Origin of the sequence: Bradyrhizobium sp. AUGA SZCCT0177, from assembly GCF_018130125.1 — a bacterium.
GTDB lineage: Bacteria > Pseudomonadota > Alphaproteobacteria > Rhizobiales > Xanthobacteraceae > Bradyrhizobium.
Map to the genome: position 1 here is coordinate 191964 of NZ_JAFCMA010000004.1, position 15767 is coordinate 207730.

Annotated in this window: 14 protein-coding genes; 6 read left to right on the plus strand and 8 right to left on the minus strand. The window is 62.1% G+C overall.

Annotated features, from left to right (window positions below; all coding sequences use genetic code 11):
* Positions 1-3: 3 nt before the first annotated feature.
* The 4 genes from JQ597_RS06495 to JQ597_RS06510 are packed head-to-tail and all read right to left on the minus strand — an operon-like array spanning position 4 to position 3837.
* On the minus strand, positions 4-852 hold the full coding sequence (locus JQ597_RS06495; protein ID WP_212263397.1) for a lanthanide ABC transporter permease protein PedC: 849 nt from the start codon (positions 850-852) through the stop codon (positions 4-6).
* Positions 849-1670, minus strand: a complete 822-nt coding sequence (locus tag JQ597_RS06500; RefSeq protein WP_212263398.1) for a lanthanide ABC transporter ATP-binding protein PedB/LutE — start codon at positions 1668-1670, stop codon at positions 849-851. The genes JQ597_RS06495 and JQ597_RS06500 overlap by 4 nt, the downstream gene beginning before the upstream one ends.
* Positions 1667-2638 (minus strand): YVTN family beta-propeller repeat protein, encoded by a 972-nt coding sequence (locus tag JQ597_RS06505; protein WP_249147542.1) that lies wholly within the window; start codon positions 2636-2638, stop codon positions 1667-1669. The genes JQ597_RS06500 and JQ597_RS06505 overlap by 4 nt, the downstream gene beginning before the upstream one ends.
* A gap of 17 nt (positions 2639-2655) precedes the next feature.
* Positions 2656-3837 carry a lanthanide ABC transporter ABC transporter substrate-binding protein PedA1 gene (locus JQ597_RS06510; RefSeq protein ID WP_212263400.1) on the minus strand — a complete coding sequence of 394 codons (1182 nt, stop codon included), beginning with the start codon at positions 3835-3837 and terminating at the stop codon, positions 2656-2658.
* 150 nt (positions 3838-3987) lie between these two features.
* Here JQ597_RS06510 and JQ597_RS06515 point away from each other — a divergent pair, with 150 nt between their 5' ends.
* Positions 3988-4500, plus strand: a complete 513-nt coding sequence (locus tag JQ597_RS06515) for a DUF3280 domain-containing protein (RefSeq protein ID WP_212263401.1) — start codon at positions 3988-3990, stop codon at positions 4498-4500.
* A 16-nt stretch (positions 4501-4516) separates the two neighbouring features.
* Here the strand turns inward: JQ597_RS06515 and fghA are convergent, their stop codons facing one another.
* Both fghA and JQ597_RS06525 read right to left on the minus strand, forming a co-directional pair.
* Complete coding sequence (gene fghA, locus JQ597_RS06520; RefSeq protein WP_212263402.1) at positions 4517-5362, minus strand: S-formylglutathione hydrolase; 846 nt, start codon at positions 5360-5362, stop codon at positions 4517-4519.
* 34 nt (positions 5363-5396) lie between these two features.
* A complete protein-coding gene (locus JQ597_RS06525; protein WP_212263403.1) occupies positions 5397-6017 on the minus strand; it encodes a response regulator transcription factor in 621 nt (206 codons plus the stop codon).
* A gap of 229 nt (positions 6018-6246) precedes the next feature.
* On the opposite strand from JQ597_RS06525, the gene JQ597_RS06530 reads away from it, so the two are divergent.
* Entirely contained in the window at positions 6247-7620 is a 1374-nt protein-coding gene (locus JQ597_RS06530; RefSeq protein ID WP_212263404.1) for a histidine kinase, read from the plus strand.
* 127 nt (positions 7621-7747) lie between these two features.
* On the plus strand, positions 7748-10171 hold the full coding sequence (locus tag JQ597_RS06535; protein WP_212263405.1) for a TonB-dependent receptor domain-containing protein: 2424 nt from the start codon (positions 7748-7750) through the stop codon (positions 10169-10171).
* 39 nt (positions 10172-10210) lie between these two features.
* Here JQ597_RS06535 and JQ597_RS06540 read toward each other — a convergent pair whose 3' ends face one another.
* Both JQ597_RS06540 and JQ597_RS06545 read right to left on the minus strand, forming a co-directional pair.
* A complete protein-coding gene (locus tag JQ597_RS06540; protein WP_212263406.1) occupies positions 10211-10594 on the minus strand; it encodes a YkvA family protein in 384 nt (127 codons plus the stop codon).
* 65 nt (positions 10595-10659) lie between these two features.
* The gene (locus JQ597_RS06545) at positions 10660-11631 is read right to left on the minus strand and encodes a LysR substrate-binding domain-containing protein (protein ID WP_212263407.1); all 972 of its coding nucleotides are present in this window, start codon (positions 11629-11631) and stop codon (positions 10660-10662) included.
* 148 nt (positions 11632-11779) lie between these two features.
* On the opposite strand from JQ597_RS06545, the gene JQ597_RS06550 reads away from it, so the two are divergent.
* From JQ597_RS06550 to tkt, 3 genes are read left to right on the plus strand one after another with little or no spacing between them, the layout of a single operon-like run.
* A complete protein-coding gene (locus JQ597_RS06550; RefSeq protein ID WP_212263408.1) occupies positions 11780-12820 on the plus strand; it encodes a class 1 fructose-bisphosphatase in 1041 nt (346 codons plus the stop codon).
* A 13-nt stretch (positions 12821-12833) separates the two neighbouring features.
* Positions 12834-13709 carry a phosphoribulokinase gene (locus tag JQ597_RS06555; protein WP_212263409.1) on the plus strand — a complete coding sequence of 292 codons (876 nt, stop codon included), beginning with the start codon at positions 12834-12836 and terminating at the stop codon, positions 13707-13709.
* Complete coding sequence (gene tkt / locus JQ597_RS06560; RefSeq protein ID WP_212263410.1) at positions 13706-15736, plus strand: transketolase; 2031 nt, start codon at positions 13706-13708, stop codon at positions 15734-15736. The genes JQ597_RS06555 and tkt overlap by 4 nt, the downstream gene beginning before the upstream one ends.
* Positions 15737-15767 lie beyond the last annotated feature (31 nt).

Consider the following 15767-nt stretch of genomic DNA (forward strand, 5'->3'; position numbering starts at 1 on the left):
GGATCATGCTTCGCCTCCAGCGGGCCCGCGGCGAACCAGGCCGCGCGATGGGTCATAGGCGTATATCGCACCGATCATGAAAGCCGTCGTGCAGCAAACCACGACGGCCAGCGAAATCCAGTTCATCTGTCCGTACAGCGCAAAGCGTATCAGTTCGACGGCATGGGTAAATGGATTGAACAGGCAGACATAGTAGAGCAAGGGGCTTCCCTCCTGCACCCGCCACAGCGGGTAGAGCGCGGACGAAGCGAAAAACATCGGGAAGATCACGAAGTTCATCACACCGGCAAAGTTCTCGAGCTGCTTGATGCCGGAGGAGATCAGCATGCCGAGCGCGCCGAGCATCAAGCCCGAAACGATCAGCGCCGGCAGCACCGTGAGATAGCCGATCGGCGGCGGCGCGATATCCCAGAACCACGCGATCAACAGGAAGGCGTAGACCTGGAGCAATGACACTGCGGTTCCCGCAACCAATTTGCAGAACAAGAGATACCAGCGCGGCAACGGGCTCACCAGGAGAGTGCGCATATTGCCCATCTCGCGGTCGTAGACCATCGAGAGCGACGACTGCATGCCGTTGAACAGCTGGATCATCGCCATCAATCCCGGCGCGATATAGACCTCATAGAGAATGTAGGTTTCGTATGGCGGGATGATGGAGATGCCGAGGACCTGACGAAAGCCAGCGGCGAAGATGAACAGCCACACCAGCGGCCTGACCAGCGCCGAAACGAAACGTTCGCGCTGGTGCACGAAGCGCAGCGCCTCGCGCCACACGATGCCGTTCAGGCAGGTGACATATTGCGCGAGCGAGAAGCCGCTGTGGTGTCGGCTGACGGTCGTGGAGCTCATGACGCGGGGCTCCCGGAATCCACCGCAGCGCCGGTCAAGCGCATGAATGCGGAATTGATGTCACGGGCGCTGGCGTCGGCGATGATATTCTCGACCGGGCCATGCGCAAGGACCCGGCCTTGATGCAGGACCACGAGGTCGTCGCCGGGCACGATCTCGTCGAACAGATGGGTGGCCCATAGCACGCCGATATCCTGCTCGATAACGAGCTGCCGGACGTGGCCGAGAATGTCGGCGCGGGCCTTGACGTCGAGCCCGACGGTCGCCTCGTCAAGCAACAGCAAGCGCGGGCGATGCAGCAAGGCGCGTGCGATTTCCAGCCGTCGCATCTGGCCGCCCGAGAGGTCGCGAACCTTGCTGCCGGCACGGTCGGCAAGGGCGATGCGCGTCAGCACTTCGTCGCTGCGCAGCCGTGCCTCGCGCTTGGCGATGCCATGCAGGGCGGCGTGATAGAGCAGGTTTTGCGTCACCGAGAGGTTGAGGTCGAGCGTCCGTGACTGGAATACCACGCCGAGCAGCCGCAGCGCCTCGCCTGGCGCAAGGCTGATGTCATGGCCGAAAATGCCGATGCGTCCAGCCTGAGTTCCGAACAGCCGCGTGATCAGCGCGAACAACGTGCTCTTGCCGGCGCCATTGAGGCCAAGCAGCGCCGTGAAGCTTGCCGGTGCAACCGCGAAGCTGACGTCGATCAAAGCGCGCCTTGTGCCGTAGGAATGGCTGATGCCTTCGATCGACAATGCGGGAGTAGCCGCCGGATCGTCCCGGGGACGGGGGTCCGGCAAGACGGGTCCTGTGCTGTGTGCGTCGATTGCTGTCATGGCTGAGCAAACGTAATCCCCCAGGGCAGCTCGCCGACCTGGATTGTCTTGATCACTTTTTGCGCCGACACGTCGATGACAGAGACGTCGTTGGAAACGCCGTTGGTCACCAGCAGATATTTTTCGTCCGGTGTGAAGGCCATGTGCCAGACCCGTTGGCCGACCAGAAGATATTTCGTGACCTTGTGCGTGGTGGCGTCGACGACGGCAACGCGGTTGGCGGGGCCGAGCGCAATGAAGCCGGTCTTGCCGTCCTTGGTGATGGCGATGCCGACGGGCTGGATCGCTTCGCGCCGCAGGCCGGGAATGCTGAACTCGATCTTGCCGGTGATCGTACGCTTGGCGGGGTCGAGGATGGAAACGGTGCCGCCGATCTCCGACGACACCCACAGTTCGGAGCTGTCGCGCTTGAACTCGGCATAGCGCGGCCGCGCATCGACCAGCACGTTGGCGACGATCTCGCGCGTCGCGGTGTCGATGAAATGCGCCATGTTGGTGGTTTCTGAAGTATTGATCAGGATCTTGCCGTCCGGGCTGAGGGCCATGCCTTCCGGCTCGACGCCGACCTGGATGTCACCCAGGCGGACGCGCTTTTCGAGATCGATGATGGTCACCGTGTTGTCGTTCTCGTTGGCGACGTAGAGGAGTTTGCCGGCGGCATCCTGGGTGAACAGTTCCGGATCGGGACCGGAGGGCAGGCTGTCCACCACCTGATGGGTCGCGGTATCGATCACCTCGATCTTGTCGTCATCGCCGACCGCGACCATCACGAATTTGCCGTTCTTCGTGAATTCGATACCGCGCGGGCGCTGACCGACCTTGATGGTATGGGTGACGGCCCATTTGTCGGTATCGATCACCGATACGGTGTTGCTTTTCTCATTCGATACATAGGCGACGAAGGCCAAAGCGGGGCTGGTGGCCGCGAGCCACACTGCCATTCCGGAAAGCAGACACCGACGCCACATCCGCCATTCCTCCGTTTTCAGTTCAGTTTGCATTTGGTTTCGGGCCGGTCGACGCCGAGTGTGTCGAGTTCGGAGTACTGATGCAAGAAACCCTCCTGCGGCGAAACCGAGACGACCATGCGGCCGTCGACCAGCAGGATCGGCTGGCGTAGTTGCAGGTTCCAGTCCCGCAGCGTCAGCCGTTGTCCCTTGAACGCCGCAACCGAAAAATCCGGTCGCTTGAGAAAATCAAACACCGATTTCGGGTCGCCGGAGTTGGTGCGCGATGTCGCTTCGCCGATCATGCGCGCGGCGGTCCAGGCCTGCATGTCCCGCGCCGTCATGCGCCGCGAATTCAGTTTGATGAACCGGTTCTGGATCTGGATCGCGCCCCACTGGTCGTGCGCCGCGTCCCAGCTCGTCGGCACAAGGCCGGCCGAGCCGGCGATCGGACGCGGGTCCCAGGTCCGGTAGGGCAGATAGGATGCGAACACTTCGCTTTCGTCCGCCGCGACGAGGACGTCATAGGCCGGCGCAGCTTGCGTAAACACCGGCATTTGACGCTGGATCAGGGTTACACCGCTGTCGGTGCGGCGCGCGCCGCCGGTATCCTCGAAGACCCGCTCCTGAACGATCTTGGCGCCGAAGCGGGTCGCCGCGCGCCGCAGCGCATCGGCGTAAAGCTTGTCGGGCTCGTGTGAGCCCACCACCAGCAGCCAGCGCTTCCACTGCTTCCACACCAGATACTGCGCCAGTGCGTCAGCGAGCATCGAGCGGGTCGGGGCAACATGGATCACATTGGCACGGCAATCCTGCTCGCGCAGCCGGTCGTCGATCGCTCCGGCGTTCAATAGCACGGTTTTGCGATCGCGCAGTGCATCGGCCGCCTTTAACAGCGCGTCGGCGGGCAGATCGGCGATGATGATGCCATTGCGGTCGGCGAGGGCCATCGCCGCCTTGGCGACATCCTCGCCATCTTTCAGGCGAATTTCCTCGAGGAAGAAACGCTGATTGAGGAATTTGCCGGTGGTGTTGTTGTCCTCGATCGCCAGCCGCGCACCGGCGATGCCGTCATTTTCCGACGGTTGCTCGACAAGGGACAGTTTCGATTTGATGCCGGCCTGACCGAGATAGCCGACGCGGATGTCGATCGGGTCGGCCGCGAACGCGGAACTGGCCACGATGCTTAGTCCGATTGCGCCGATCAGCCATCGGATCATGGACGCTCCCTGAATTCTCCTCCTCGACTTGACGACGATGGAGGGATACTTGTCTCGCAAGCACACTCGACTTGAAACTTGACTGAATTGTTCTAGCTTGCAAGTCCGCATTTCGTCGTTGTTCGACCGTCGATGTGAGGGATCACGATCATGAGAGCGCACGTCGTCTTTGCCGCGCTGATGCTGCTGGTGTCGGTGCCGGCGCGTGCCGATCCGCCGAAGCTCGCGATTTTCGATTTCGAGCTGCTGGACACCAGCCTCGAAGGCGAAATGAGGGGGCCTCAGGCCGACGAGCATGATCGGCTGATCCGCATCAGCGATCTGGTGCGCCGGCAGTTGACGGAATCCAGCAAGTTCGAGCTTCTGGACATCTCGCCGGTGAAAGCTGCCGCTGAGGGCAGCAATCTGCAGGCATGCGGTGGTTGCGACGTCCAGTATGCGCAGCGCATCGGCGCGGATCTCGTCATCACAGGTGTCATGAAGAAGATCTCGACCCTTATTCTAAACCTGACCATCTTCGTGCGCGACGCCCACACCGGACAGCTCATCACCGCAATGAATGCCGATTTTCGCGGCAACACCGATGAATCCTGGACACGGGCGACGAGCTATCTCGTGCGCAACCGGCTGCTGGCGCCCAATTATGGCAGGCCCCAGCCATAATGGACTGCGCAAAATTTCAGGCTCTCAGGCGCGCGGCGTGCCAGCGCAGATGGTCGCCCATGAAGCTGGAGATGAAGAAATAGCTGTGGTCGTAACCACCCTGGCGGCGCAGCGTGAGCGGAATGTTAGCCTTCTCGCAGGCGCTTTTCAGCAACTCGGGACGAAGCTGTTCGGCAAGAAACGAATCGGCGTCGCCATAATCCACCAGTAGATCGGAGAATCTGGCGCCGTCCTCGATCAACGCAACCGCATCATGTTTGCGCCAGGCCTGTCTGTCGCCGCCGAGATAGCCTCCTAGCGCCTTGATGCCCCACGGTACCTGTGAGGGCGCGACGATCGGCGCAAAGGCGCTGGCGGCGCGGTACCGGTCGGGATGGCGCAGTGCGACGGTCAGTGCACCATGGCCGCCCATCGAATGACCGAGGATGGATTGCCGCCCGGCATCGACGGGGAAACTCGCGGCGACCAGTTTCGGCAGTTCTTCCGTGACATAACTCCACATCCGGTAGTTACGCGCGAACGGCGCCTGTGTTGCGTCGACATAAAAGCCGGCGCCGAGCCCGAAATCGTAGGCACCGGCGGGATCACCGGGCACCTTGTCGCCGCGCGGGCTGGTGTCCGGCGCGACGAAGACCAGTCCGAGTTCAGCGCAGGCGCTGCGGAACTCGCCTTTTTCCGTGACGTTGGCGTGGGTGCAGGTCAGTCCCGACAGATACCAGACCACCGGCAGCCTTGCGCCATCCTGATGGGGAGGAACATAGACCGAAAACGTCATATCGGTCCCGGTCTCGGCGCTGGCGTGCTTGTAAACGCCTTGCGTGCCGCCATGCGACTTGTTGAGCGAAACCGTTTGAATTGTCATGAACTCTCCATTGCCGTGCCGCGTCGCGCCGTCTTTAGGCCACGCCGTTGTCGATGGCCAACCGCACCAGTTCGGCAGATGTGCGCACGCCGAGTTTGTGGCGCATGATCGAGGATGTGTTGGCGACGGTCTTGTAGGAGGAATGGATCAGCCACGCGATTTCGGACAGGCATTTGCCTGCGCTGAGCAGGCGAAGTATCTCCATCTCGCGCGCCGTCAGTTTTGAAAGCGGGCTCCTTGCGTACGAGGGTCCGGCGAATGCAATGCTTTGCGCGATCGCCGGCGGCAAATAGACCCCGCCCTTTGCTACCTCGCGGATGGCGTCAACAAGATCCTGGGGATCTCCGGTCTTGGAGACAAAACCCTTGGCGCCGACGTCGATGGCGCGCACGGCGAATACCGGGTCATCGTTCATGCTGAACATGATGATACGCGCCGACGCATCGCGCCCGAGCAGGCGTCGCGCCAGTTCGAAGCCGGACACCGTCGGCAGGTTGATGTCGAGCACGCAGATATCGGGATGCAGTTCGCCGAACACGCGCTCGCCGCTCTCCGCGTCGGAGGCTTCCACGACATCGATCTCCGGCTCGTCCGCGAACAAGGCACGACAGCCCGAAGCGACGATGCGATGATCATCTACGATCAGAACGCGCATTGGCATTGGTCCCGAATAGCCGCGTCAATCCCGTTGTGCACCGCATCAGGTGAAACACCGGCGCAGACTTCGGGGCGATACCTGCCGTCGATGGTCATGCAACCCGGGCGATGTTGCTATACGCTTCGATTAGATAGACGCCGGTTTTATCTGTCAACGCTCTGCTCGATGATGAATTGAAGACGAGTTCGCTCTCAGGCAAAGGCGATTTCACTCCTGGACAAATGATATGTGGCAAAAGCTTTCGTTACGTGCCCGGATCAACCTGCTGCTCGCGCTCGTCCTCACGCTTGGTCTGGCCATCAATGTTGCGCGGTTGGTGCTCGAGGCCGGGCCCCGGGTTCAGGCTGAAGATCAAAGCGTCATACGATTGGCGCGCGAGTTCATCGATACGATCGTTGCAGGATTAAAGGAGGCGCCGGATCCCGAAGCGCGACTGAATCAGATTGTTCACGACCTCAACAAGCTGCGTCACGTCAGCATCACGCGACAGAGCGAATCCATCGCAAGATCCGGGATCGCGGACAAGCCGGACGACAATGCCGACGCACGCTCGCCGCCGGCATGGTTTGTCAGGCTTGTTCACCCCGAACAGACCACGGTGAACGTGCCGATTTCGATCAAGGGAAGACCGGACGCGCTGCTGATTACGTCGCATCCGAACGACGAGGTGGCCGAAATCTGGGACGGGATATTCACCCAGCTCCTGATCGGCGCCGCGATTGCGATCGTTCTTTTCCTCATTACCAGCAGGGTCGTTGGCCGGGCGCTCGCGCCGATCCAGACCCTTTCGGGTGCGATGGCGAAGATCGAGGCCGGCGGTTACGACACGCGCGTGAAACCGGACGGGCCGCCGGAACTTGTTGCCATTTGCGACAAGTTGAATCACCTTGCGGCCACTCTGGGCGATGCGGTTGAAGACAAGCGGCGCCTGGCCGAGCGCGTCGTCTCGCTGCAGGATGTCGAACGCAAGGAAATTGCCCGCGAACTGCATGATGAATTTGGACCCTATCTCTTCGCTTTGCGGGTGCACGCCAGCGCCCTGACGCGGATTGCGGATGCGGGAGATCCGAGCGCGGAGGCCACGCGAAGGCACGGCAGTGCCATATTGGAACAGCTGAATGCCTTGCAGCAGTCCAATCGCCGGGTTCTTGAAAAATTGCGTCCGGTGGGACTGACGGAACTCGGCCTTCGCGAGGCGCTCGGCGCGCTGCTGCGCCTGTGGGGCGAGTCTCACCCCGAAGTCGCTATCGAAACGGCGATCTCGCCCTCGTTGGGCGACACCGGCGAGACGGCTGATCTGACGATCTACCGCACCATCCAGGAAGCGCTGACCAATGTATTTCGCCACGCCGGCGCCACCAGCATCAAGGTAAGCGTTGAACCGGCCGAACTGCCTGTGGGCCTTGCGCGTACCGGCCGCGGCGGCGCGCTGGTGCGGGTTCGTGACAATGGCAACGGATTGGGGCCCGATCACAAGCTGGGCTTCGGGTTAACCGGCATGCGCGAGCGCATTTTGGCGCTGGGCGGCTCACTTACGATTGCATCGGGAGATAGTGGGGTAACGGTCGAGGCCTTGGTTCCCCGGGACGTGGGGCGCTAATTCGGGAATTTTTCCCGAACTCGTTCGGGACGTTTTGTATGGTGCGCAACTTTTTTTGACGCCCTAAGATCGCCGGCGGCGTACCGGCAGACATCAATGCAGCCGGATTGGGACGGGACGAAGTAAAATGGGCGCGCGATTCCTGTTTATCGGGACAATATCACTGTGTCTGGTTCCCGGGAGTGACTGTGCTCAAGCCCAGGACGCGCCCGGTGCGACCGAGGTCCTACCCGCGATCGAGGTGGTTTCGCCGGGGACAGCTGCCAGGCCCGCCCGCAGCAGAAATGCGCCCCGGGCGACCAGGAACGTCCGCAGAGTTTTCGTCTATCCGACCGCGCCCACGCCGACGGCGGGTTCCGGAATGGATGTCGACAAGGTGGCGGCAAGCGTCAATGCGGTGGGAGCCGGACAGATTACGCGCACCGGCTCGCTCAACATCGCGGACGCATTACAGCAACAGGTGCCGGGTATCATCATCAGTGATACGACCGGAAATCCGTTCATGCCCGACATTCAGTTTCGGGGTTTCGTCGCATCTCCGGTCGCCGGTACGCCTCAGGGACTGGCGGTTTACCAGAACGGCGTGCGCGTCAACGAAGCGTTCGGCGACACCGTCAATTGGGACTTGATCCCGACTGCCGCGATCAGGTCGGTCACCGTCGTCACCAACAATCCCGCCTTCGGTCTCAATGCGCTGGGCGGTGCCGTCAACGTCCAGATGAAGGATGGCTTCAACTATCGCGGCGCCGAAATCAACACGATGGGCGGTTCGTTCGGGCGCATCCAGAGTTCGGCGCAGTATGGCAAGCAGATCGACAATTTTTCCGTCTATGGCGCGCTCGAAGGCGTGCGTGACAACGGCTTTCGCAATTTTTCGGAGTCGGCCATTCGCCGGTTCTACGGCGATGTCGGCTACCGGACCGATAGCAGTGAATTTCACCTCAACGTGGGCTTAGCCAAAAACAATTTCGGCGCGGCTGCGACGGTGCCGGCTGAACTGCTGCAGAATTACTGGGGCGCCACCTACACCACGCCGCAGACGACATCCAACCAGGTTGCATATGCCAATCTGACCGGAAAGGTCGAGGCCACGCCGACCTGGACGATCGAAGGCTCGGCGCGCGTCCGCGCTTTCCGGCAAAAAACGGTGGATGGCAATCCGACCGAGACGGAGCGATGTGGCGCCGATCCGAGCCTGCTTTGCTTTAACGACGACGACGTCCCGGCGAATGGCCTGAACGGTGTCCAGCTTGCCAATCCCTTCCCTGACAACGCCGTGCTGGGACAGATCGACCGGACCACAACCCGTTCGGTCACGACGGGCGCAACCCTGCAGGCAACCAATACCGACCAGCTGTTCGGGCACAACAACCAGTTCATGGTCGGCGCCAGTATCGACTCCGGCGTCACCCGCTTCGGGGCCAGCGCGGAACTCGGCACCATCGGTTCAAACTACGTCGTCAACGGCAGCGGCATCTATCTCGGACCATCCGGCGAGCCGATCTCGATCGGTCCGGTTTCGCTTCGCGCCACCAACCGCTACACCGGGCTCTACGCGTCAGACACGTTCGACGTTACCGATAGATTTTCGATCACGGGCGGCGGCCGGTTCAACCATGCGCATATTAAGCTGGAGGATCAGATCGGCACGGCGCTCAATGGCGAGCATACGTTTACCCGCTTCAATCCGATGATCGGCGGCACCTACAAGATCACATCAGGCTTGACGGCCTATGCCGGGTATTCCGAGGCTAATCGTGCACCGACCCCGCTGGAGCTTGCGTGCGCCGACCCCTTGCGCCCCTGTCTCATCGCCGCATTCCTCATCGCCGACCCGCCGCTGAAGCAAGTCGTGTCCCGCACCATCGAGGCAGGTTTCCGCGGAACGTCGGAGCTCAATATCGGAACGTTGAGTTGGAAAGTTGGTGCGTTCCGCGCCACCAATGCCGATGATATCCTCGCGATTCCGAGCCCGGAGCTGCAGGGATTTGGTTACTTCCAGAACGTGGGTTCGACACGGCGCCAGGGCATCGAGGCCCAGGTCAATCTGACGTCGAAGACACTGCAACTTTATGCCAGCTATGCCCTCGTGGATGCGCGCTTCCTCGATGTGCTGCAGGTCGGTTCCAACAGCCCGTTCGCCGACGACAACGGCAATGTCCAGATCCTGCCGGGCAATCGAATTCCGGCGATCCCCCGCAACCGGATCAAGTTCGGCATCGACTATTCGGTCACAGACGCCTTCAAGGTCGGAGGCGATGCGCTGTTCGTCGGCAACCAGTACTTTGCGGGCGACGAATCCAATCAGGCGCAGCGACTGCCGTCCTATGCGGTTTTCAACCTGCACACCTCGTATCAGATCAACAAGACGTTCCAGATCTACGCCCGCGCGGACAACATCTTCGACAACCGCTATGCGACCTTCGGCACCTTCTTCGATACGGGCGACGTGCCCAACTTCGCCAATGGCGGTGCGCCCTTCACCGATGCGCGTTCGCTCAGCCCGGCGCGGCCGCGCGCCTTCTACGCAGGCCTGAAGGCGACGTTCTAAACGAACGGCGCGTCACGGGATGCCGATCAAAGCCGGCCTTCACGGCCGGTTCCACCAGGCATGGCCGATCCATCCCAACACCAATGCGCCTGCAATCCACAACAGGATGATAACAGCCATTCCGGCCCGGCTGGTCGGACGCTGCGCGGCTGCGTTCGCCTTGGCGCGATATTCGACCATGATCTCATCGGGAATCAGCGTCACCACGAGCCAGATGCCCAAAGGGAGCAGGATCAACTCGTCGAGGTAGCCGATGATGGGGATGAAGTCCGGAATGAGGTCAATCGGCGACAGCGCATATCCGGCAACGGCGATGGCGAGCGCCTTCGCGTACCACGGCACGCGCGGATCGCGGGACGCGAGATAGATCGCATGAGCGTCGCGTTTCAGGCCCTTGGCCCACGATTTGATACGAGAGAGCATTGCGCCTTCCAGAGTACCGGATTCCTTGGCCAAGGTAGCAGCGTGAGCAGAACTTGCGGCGCATTTCAGCCGCGCTTTTTGCGGGTTGATGGCCGGGTGAGACGCAGGCGGCCATAGGTGCGCGGCAGAAACTGCTTGCCCCTGGTGCTGAGGAAATCGAGCATCGCCTGCGCCGGCGGCAGCAAGACCTTGTCCTTGCGGGCGAGTACGAACCATTGCCGGACCACGGGAAGGCCGTCAACGTCGAGGACAGTCAATCGCCGTTCGTCGAGTTCGGTAGCGACCGTGTGCGCGGAAATGAATGCAATGCCCAAACCTGCGATCACGGCCTGCTTGATGGTCTCGTTGCTGGTCATGGCAAGGCCGATCTTGGGACGAATGCCGGCGGATTCGAACAGCTGCTCCATCAGGCCGCGCGTTCCGGATCCGGGTTCGCGCGTCAGGAAAGTCTCGCTCGCAAGCTCGCCCGGCGCGATGCGGGATTTTCGCGCCAGCCGATGTCCCGTCGGCGCGATGATGACGTGGGGGTGATCGCCGATCAGGTGAACGTTCATGTCGATGTCGGCCGGCGGGCGGCCCATGATCGCAAAGTCGAGATCGTAGCCGCGTAGCGCCGTGCCGATCTCCTGCCGGTTTCCGATCGAGAGCGTGACTTCGACGTCCGGATGCCGTTTCGAAAATCCTGAAATCATGAACGGCACGAAATATTTCGCGGTGCTGACGGCGCCGATCGAGATGCGGCCGGCCGTCTTCCCCGCCATCATCGCCATCGTGGTTTCGCAATCTGATATCGCCGCCTCGATCCGCTCAGTCAGCGCCAGCACTTCGCGCCCGGCATCCGTCAGCAGCATGCCGTCGCCGGTGCGCTGGATCAGCGGCAGCCCGGCGAGTGCCTGCAAATTGCGAAGCTGCAGCGTGACCGCGGGCTGGGTGAGATGGAGCTGTTTGGCCGCTGATGTGACCGATCGGCTTTTTTGAACAGCGGCCAGTGCACGCAACTGGCGGATCGTCACTTCTCGCAATAACCGGCCTGCCATCGCCGCACCCTTTATAACAAAAACTTTGCTCAGACCAAAGATAACAAAATTTTACTAATTCGGCAAACTGCGTTTCCTTTGACATCGCGGATTGCCAAACCGGCGAGACGCTTGAGAGCCCCCGAAAGAGGGCACAGGGGAGACGGCCATGGACGAGCGCGTGACGCTGCGTTCACATCTCGATCGGTCCGCGTTGCAGAAGCCGCTGCATGGCGCTGCGCTTGCCGACGTGATCAAGGCGATTGCCGCCGCTTCCATCGAACTTGCCGGGTTGATCGCGGATGGACCGTTCGCAGGCATCACCGGGCAGAACGGCGGCATCAATCCTGACGGCGATCAGCAAAAGGATATCGATGTCGCCGCCGATGAAATGATACGGCGCGCCTTGCGCGGCACCCCGGTGGCGGCGGTTCTTTCCGAGGAAGCGGCGCTGCCGGAAACCTTGCGTCCCTCGGCGCCGTTCTGTGTTGCGATCGATCCGCTCGATGGATCGGCCAACCTCGACAACAATATCTCGGTGGGCACCATCTTTTCGATCCGCCCCAGGGGCAACGACCTGCTTTCGACCTTCTTCGAGCCCGGCACGGCGCAGTGCGCCGCGGGTTTCATCGTCTACGGTCCGCAGACCACGCTCGTCCTCGCGCTCAATGCGCGCGTCGATGTCTTTATGCTCGACCGCCACGCGCAGGAGTTCGTGCGGACCCGGCAGGCCGTGCAGATCGCTCGCAATATGCCGGAGTTCGCCATCAACGCGTCCAATCACCGCCACTGGCACGGGCCGGTCCGCACCTATATCGACGAGTGCCTCTCCGGCACCAGCGGCGGAGGCGAGGCGGATTTCAACATGCGCTGGATCGGTTCGCTGGTGGCCGAAGCGCTTCGCATCCTGGTGCGTGGCGGCGTGTTCCTTTATCCGGCCGATGCCCGCCCGAGCTATCGGGAAGGGCGGCTTCGCCTGCTGTACGAAGCCCATCCAATGGCGCTGATCATGGAATGGGCGGGAGGCGCGGCGTCGACCGGGCGCCGGCGAATTCTGGAACTGGCTGCGAAAACCCCGCATCAGCGGGTGCCGCTGATCATGGGATCCGTGCACCACGTGCGCGACGTTACGGCCATTCACGACAGGATCGAACCGATGTTCGACAATAGCGACGCACCGCTGTTTGCGCGGCGCGGTCTGTTTCTCTGACGAGGCGATCGACATGTCGCGGGCTCATCCCATCATATCAATCACGGGTTCGTCGGGCGCCGGCACGACGTCGGTGAAGAAGACGTTCGAGCAGATCTTCCGCCGCGAAAAGGTGGTTGCGGCCTATATCGAAGGCGATGCCTTCCACCGCTACAATCGCTTCGAGATGCGCACGAAAATGCTGGAGGAAGCAGAGCGCGGCAACAAGCATTTCAGCCATTTCAGCCCGGAAACCAACCTGTTCGTCGAGCTGGAACGGGTGTTCCGGGACTACGGCGAGTCCGGCACCGGAACGACGCGTCACTACATCCACGACGACGAAGAGGCGAAACTGTACGGCGCCGAACCGGGCACGTTCACCGACTGGCGCCGATTGCCTGAGAATTCCGACCTGCTGTTCTACGAAGGACTGCACGGCGCTGTGGTCACCGACAAGGTCAACGTCGCACAGCATGCCGATCTCAAAATCGGCGTCGTGCCGGTCATCAACCTGGAATGGATCCAGAAGCTGCACCGCGACCGCAGCGCCCGCGGCTATACCGCGGAGGCGGTGACCGACACCATCCTGCGGCGCATGCCCGACTACGTGAACTACATCTGTCCGCAATTCGCCGAGACCGACATCAACTTCCAGCGCGTGCCGACCGTCGATACGTCGAACCCGTTCATCGCGCGTTGGATTCCAACGCCGGATGAATCGATGGTGGTGATCCGCCTGAGGAATCCGCGCGGCATCGATTTTCCGTACCTGCTGTCGATGATTCCGCACAGCTTCATGTCGCGCGCCAATTCGATCGTGATCCACGGCGCGAAACTCGATCTGGCGATGCAGCTCATTCTCACCCCGCTGATCCTGCAACTGATGGAACGCAAGAGGCGCACGACATGAACGCTCCCCTGTCCCGTATTGCCGGCTATCCGGATGTTTCGCACGCGGAGATGGCCAATGCGATCCGCTTTCTGGCGATCGATGCGGTCGAGCAGGCGAAATCCGGTCATCCGGGCATGCCGATGGGCATGGCTGACGTCGCCACCGTTCTGTTTTCGCGATTCCTCAAATTCGATCCGGCCGACCCGGCATGGCCTGACCGCGATCGCTTCGTGCTATCAGCCGGTCACGGCTCGATGCTGCTGTATGCGCTGCTGCACCTGACGGGCTATGAGGGCGTGACCTCGGACGAGCTCAGAGCCTTTCGGCAATGGGGATCGAAAACGCCGGGACATCCCGAGTATGGCCATACCCCCGGCGTCGAGACCACCACCGGGCCGCTCGGGCAGGGCATCGCCACGGCCGTGGGGATGGCGCTCGCCGAACGGCTGATGAACGCGCGCTTCGGCGACGACTACGTCGATCACTTCACCTATGTGATATCAGGCGATGGCTGCCTGATGGAGGGCCTCAGCCATGAGGCGATCTCGCTGGCGGGCCATCTCAGGCTCAATCGCCTGATCGTGCTGTTCGACGACAATGAGATTTCGATCGACGGCGCGACCTCGCTGTCGTGTTCGGATGACCAGCTCGCACGGTTCAAGGCCTCCGGATGGTCGGCCTGCCGGATCGACGGCCACGACCCCGAAGCCATCGCCGCTGCCATCGAACGGGCCCGCACCAGCGACCGGCCGTCGCTGATCGCCTGCCGCACGCTGATCGGCTTCGGGGCGCCGAACCGCCAGGGCAGCGAAAAAGCCCATGGCGCGCCGCTCGGCGCCGATGAAGTCGCAAAGACCCGCGATGCGCTGAACTGGCCGCATCCGCCGTTCCAGGTTCCGGAGCATATCGCGACGCAATGGCGCAACGCCGGCGCACGCGGGCATGCCGCCCGCCGCAGCTGGATCGAGCGGACCAAGCGCTGTGCCGTGGCGCGCTCGCCGTTTCACGATGCCCTCAATCGCAATCTGCCGTGCGGCTACGTCGACGCGATGGCGGGCCTGCGCGATCGCTTCGCCGCCGAGCGGCCTGATATCGCGACCCGGCAGGCCTCGCAGCTGGTGATCGACGGAATCGCCGAGGCGTTGCCGAACCTGCTCGGCGGCTCCGCCGATCTGACTCATTCCAACCTGACGCGCGCCAAGACACATCGGCCGGTGCAGGCCGATTGTCTCAACGGCAGCTACATTCACTACGGCGTCCGCGAGCACGCGATGGCGGCGGCGATGAACGGTATCGCGTTGCATGGCGGCTTCATTCCCTATGGCGGTACGTTTCTCAGCTTCGCCGACTACAGCCGCCCCGCGATCAGGCTGGCGGCGTTGATGGGTATCCGCGTCATCCATGTGATGACGCACGACTCGATCGGACTGGGCGAAGATGGCCCCACTCACCAGCCGGTCGAGCATCTGGCATCGCTGCGGGCGATCCCCAACCTGCTGGTGTTTCGCCCCGGCGATGCCGTTGAAACCGCGGAGGCCTGGGACTGCGCGTTGCGTGCCCAAAATAGCCCGTCGCTGCTGTGCCTGTCGCGGCAGGCGATGCCGACGTTCCGCGAAGCCGGCGAGCAGAATCTGGTCGCGTTCGGCGCTTACGTCGTGGTCGATCCGGAGGAAGGCCGTGACGTCACCCTGATCGCCACCGGCTCGGAAGTATCGATCGCCATGCACGCGGCCGAACTGCTGGCGAGCGTCAGCGTCCGCGCGGCCGTGGTCTCGGCGCCGTGCTTCGAATTGTTTCGCCAGCAATCGCGCGAATATCGGACCGCGGTGCTCGGACGCGTGCCGCGGGTCGGTGTCGAAGCCGCGGTCGAAGGCGACTGGGCGCGCTGGCTCGGCGATGACGGCGAATTCGTCGGCATGACCGGCTTTGGCGCCTCCGCACCGGCCGAAACCCTCTACCGCGAGTTCGGCATCACCGCTGACGGAGTAGCGAAGGCCGCCCTGCGCTGCATCGCGCGCGCGAGAATGGCGGTGAACGACACATGATCGCCTGCAAACAGACAACGACACGGAGGGG

Coding starts and splice junctions, on each gene's coding strand:
- JQ597_RS06495 (WP_212263397.1), bottom strand. CDS start 852: ATGAGCTCCACGACCGTCAGCCGACACCACAGCGGCTTCTCGCTCGCG.
- JQ597_RS06500 (WP_212263398.1), bottom strand. CDS start 1,670: ATGACAGCAATCGACGCACACAGCACAGGACCCGTCTTGCCGGACCCC.
- JQ597_RS06505 (WP_249147542.1), bottom strand. CDS start 2,638: ATGTGGCGTCGGTGTCTGCTTTCCGGAATGGCAGTGTGGCTCGCGGCC.
- JQ597_RS06510 (WP_212263400.1), bottom strand. CDS start 3,837: ATGATCCGATGGCTGATCGGCGCAATCGGACTAAGCATCGTGGCCAGT.
- JQ597_RS06515 (WP_212263401.1), top strand. CDS start 3,988: ATGAGAGCGCACGTCGTCTTTGCCGCGCTGATGCTGCTGGTGTCGGTG.
- fghA (WP_212263402.1), bottom strand. CDS start 5,362: ATGACAATTCAAACGGTTTCGCTCAACAAGTCGCATGGCGGCACGCAA.
- JQ597_RS06525 (WP_212263403.1), bottom strand. CDS start 6,017: ATGCGCGTTCTGATCGTAGATGATCATCGCATCGTCGCTTCGGGCTGT.
- JQ597_RS06530 (WP_212263404.1), top strand. CDS start 6,247: ATGTGGCAAAAGCTTTCGTTACGTGCCCGGATCAACCTGCTGCTCGCG.
- JQ597_RS06535 (WP_212263405.1), top strand. CDS start 7,748: ATGGGCGCGCGATTCCTGTTTATCGGGACAATATCACTGTGTCTGGTT.
- JQ597_RS06540 (WP_212263406.1), bottom strand. CDS start 10,594: ATGCTCTCTCGTATCAAATCGTGGGCCAAGGGCCTGAAACGCGACGCT.
- JQ597_RS06545 (WP_212263407.1), bottom strand. CDS start 11,631: ATGGCAGGCCGGTTATTGCGAGAAGTGACGATCCGCCAGTTGCGTGCA.
- JQ597_RS06550 (WP_212263408.1), top strand. CDS start 11,780: ATGGACGAGCGCGTGACGCTGCGTTCACATCTCGATCGGTCCGCGTTG.
- JQ597_RS06555 (WP_212263409.1), top strand. CDS start 12,834: ATGTCGCGGGCTCATCCCATCATATCAATCACGGGTTCGTCGGGCGCC.
- tkt (WP_212263410.1), top strand. CDS start 13,706: ATGAACGCTCCCCTGTCCCGTATTGCCGGCTATCCGGATGTTTCGCAC.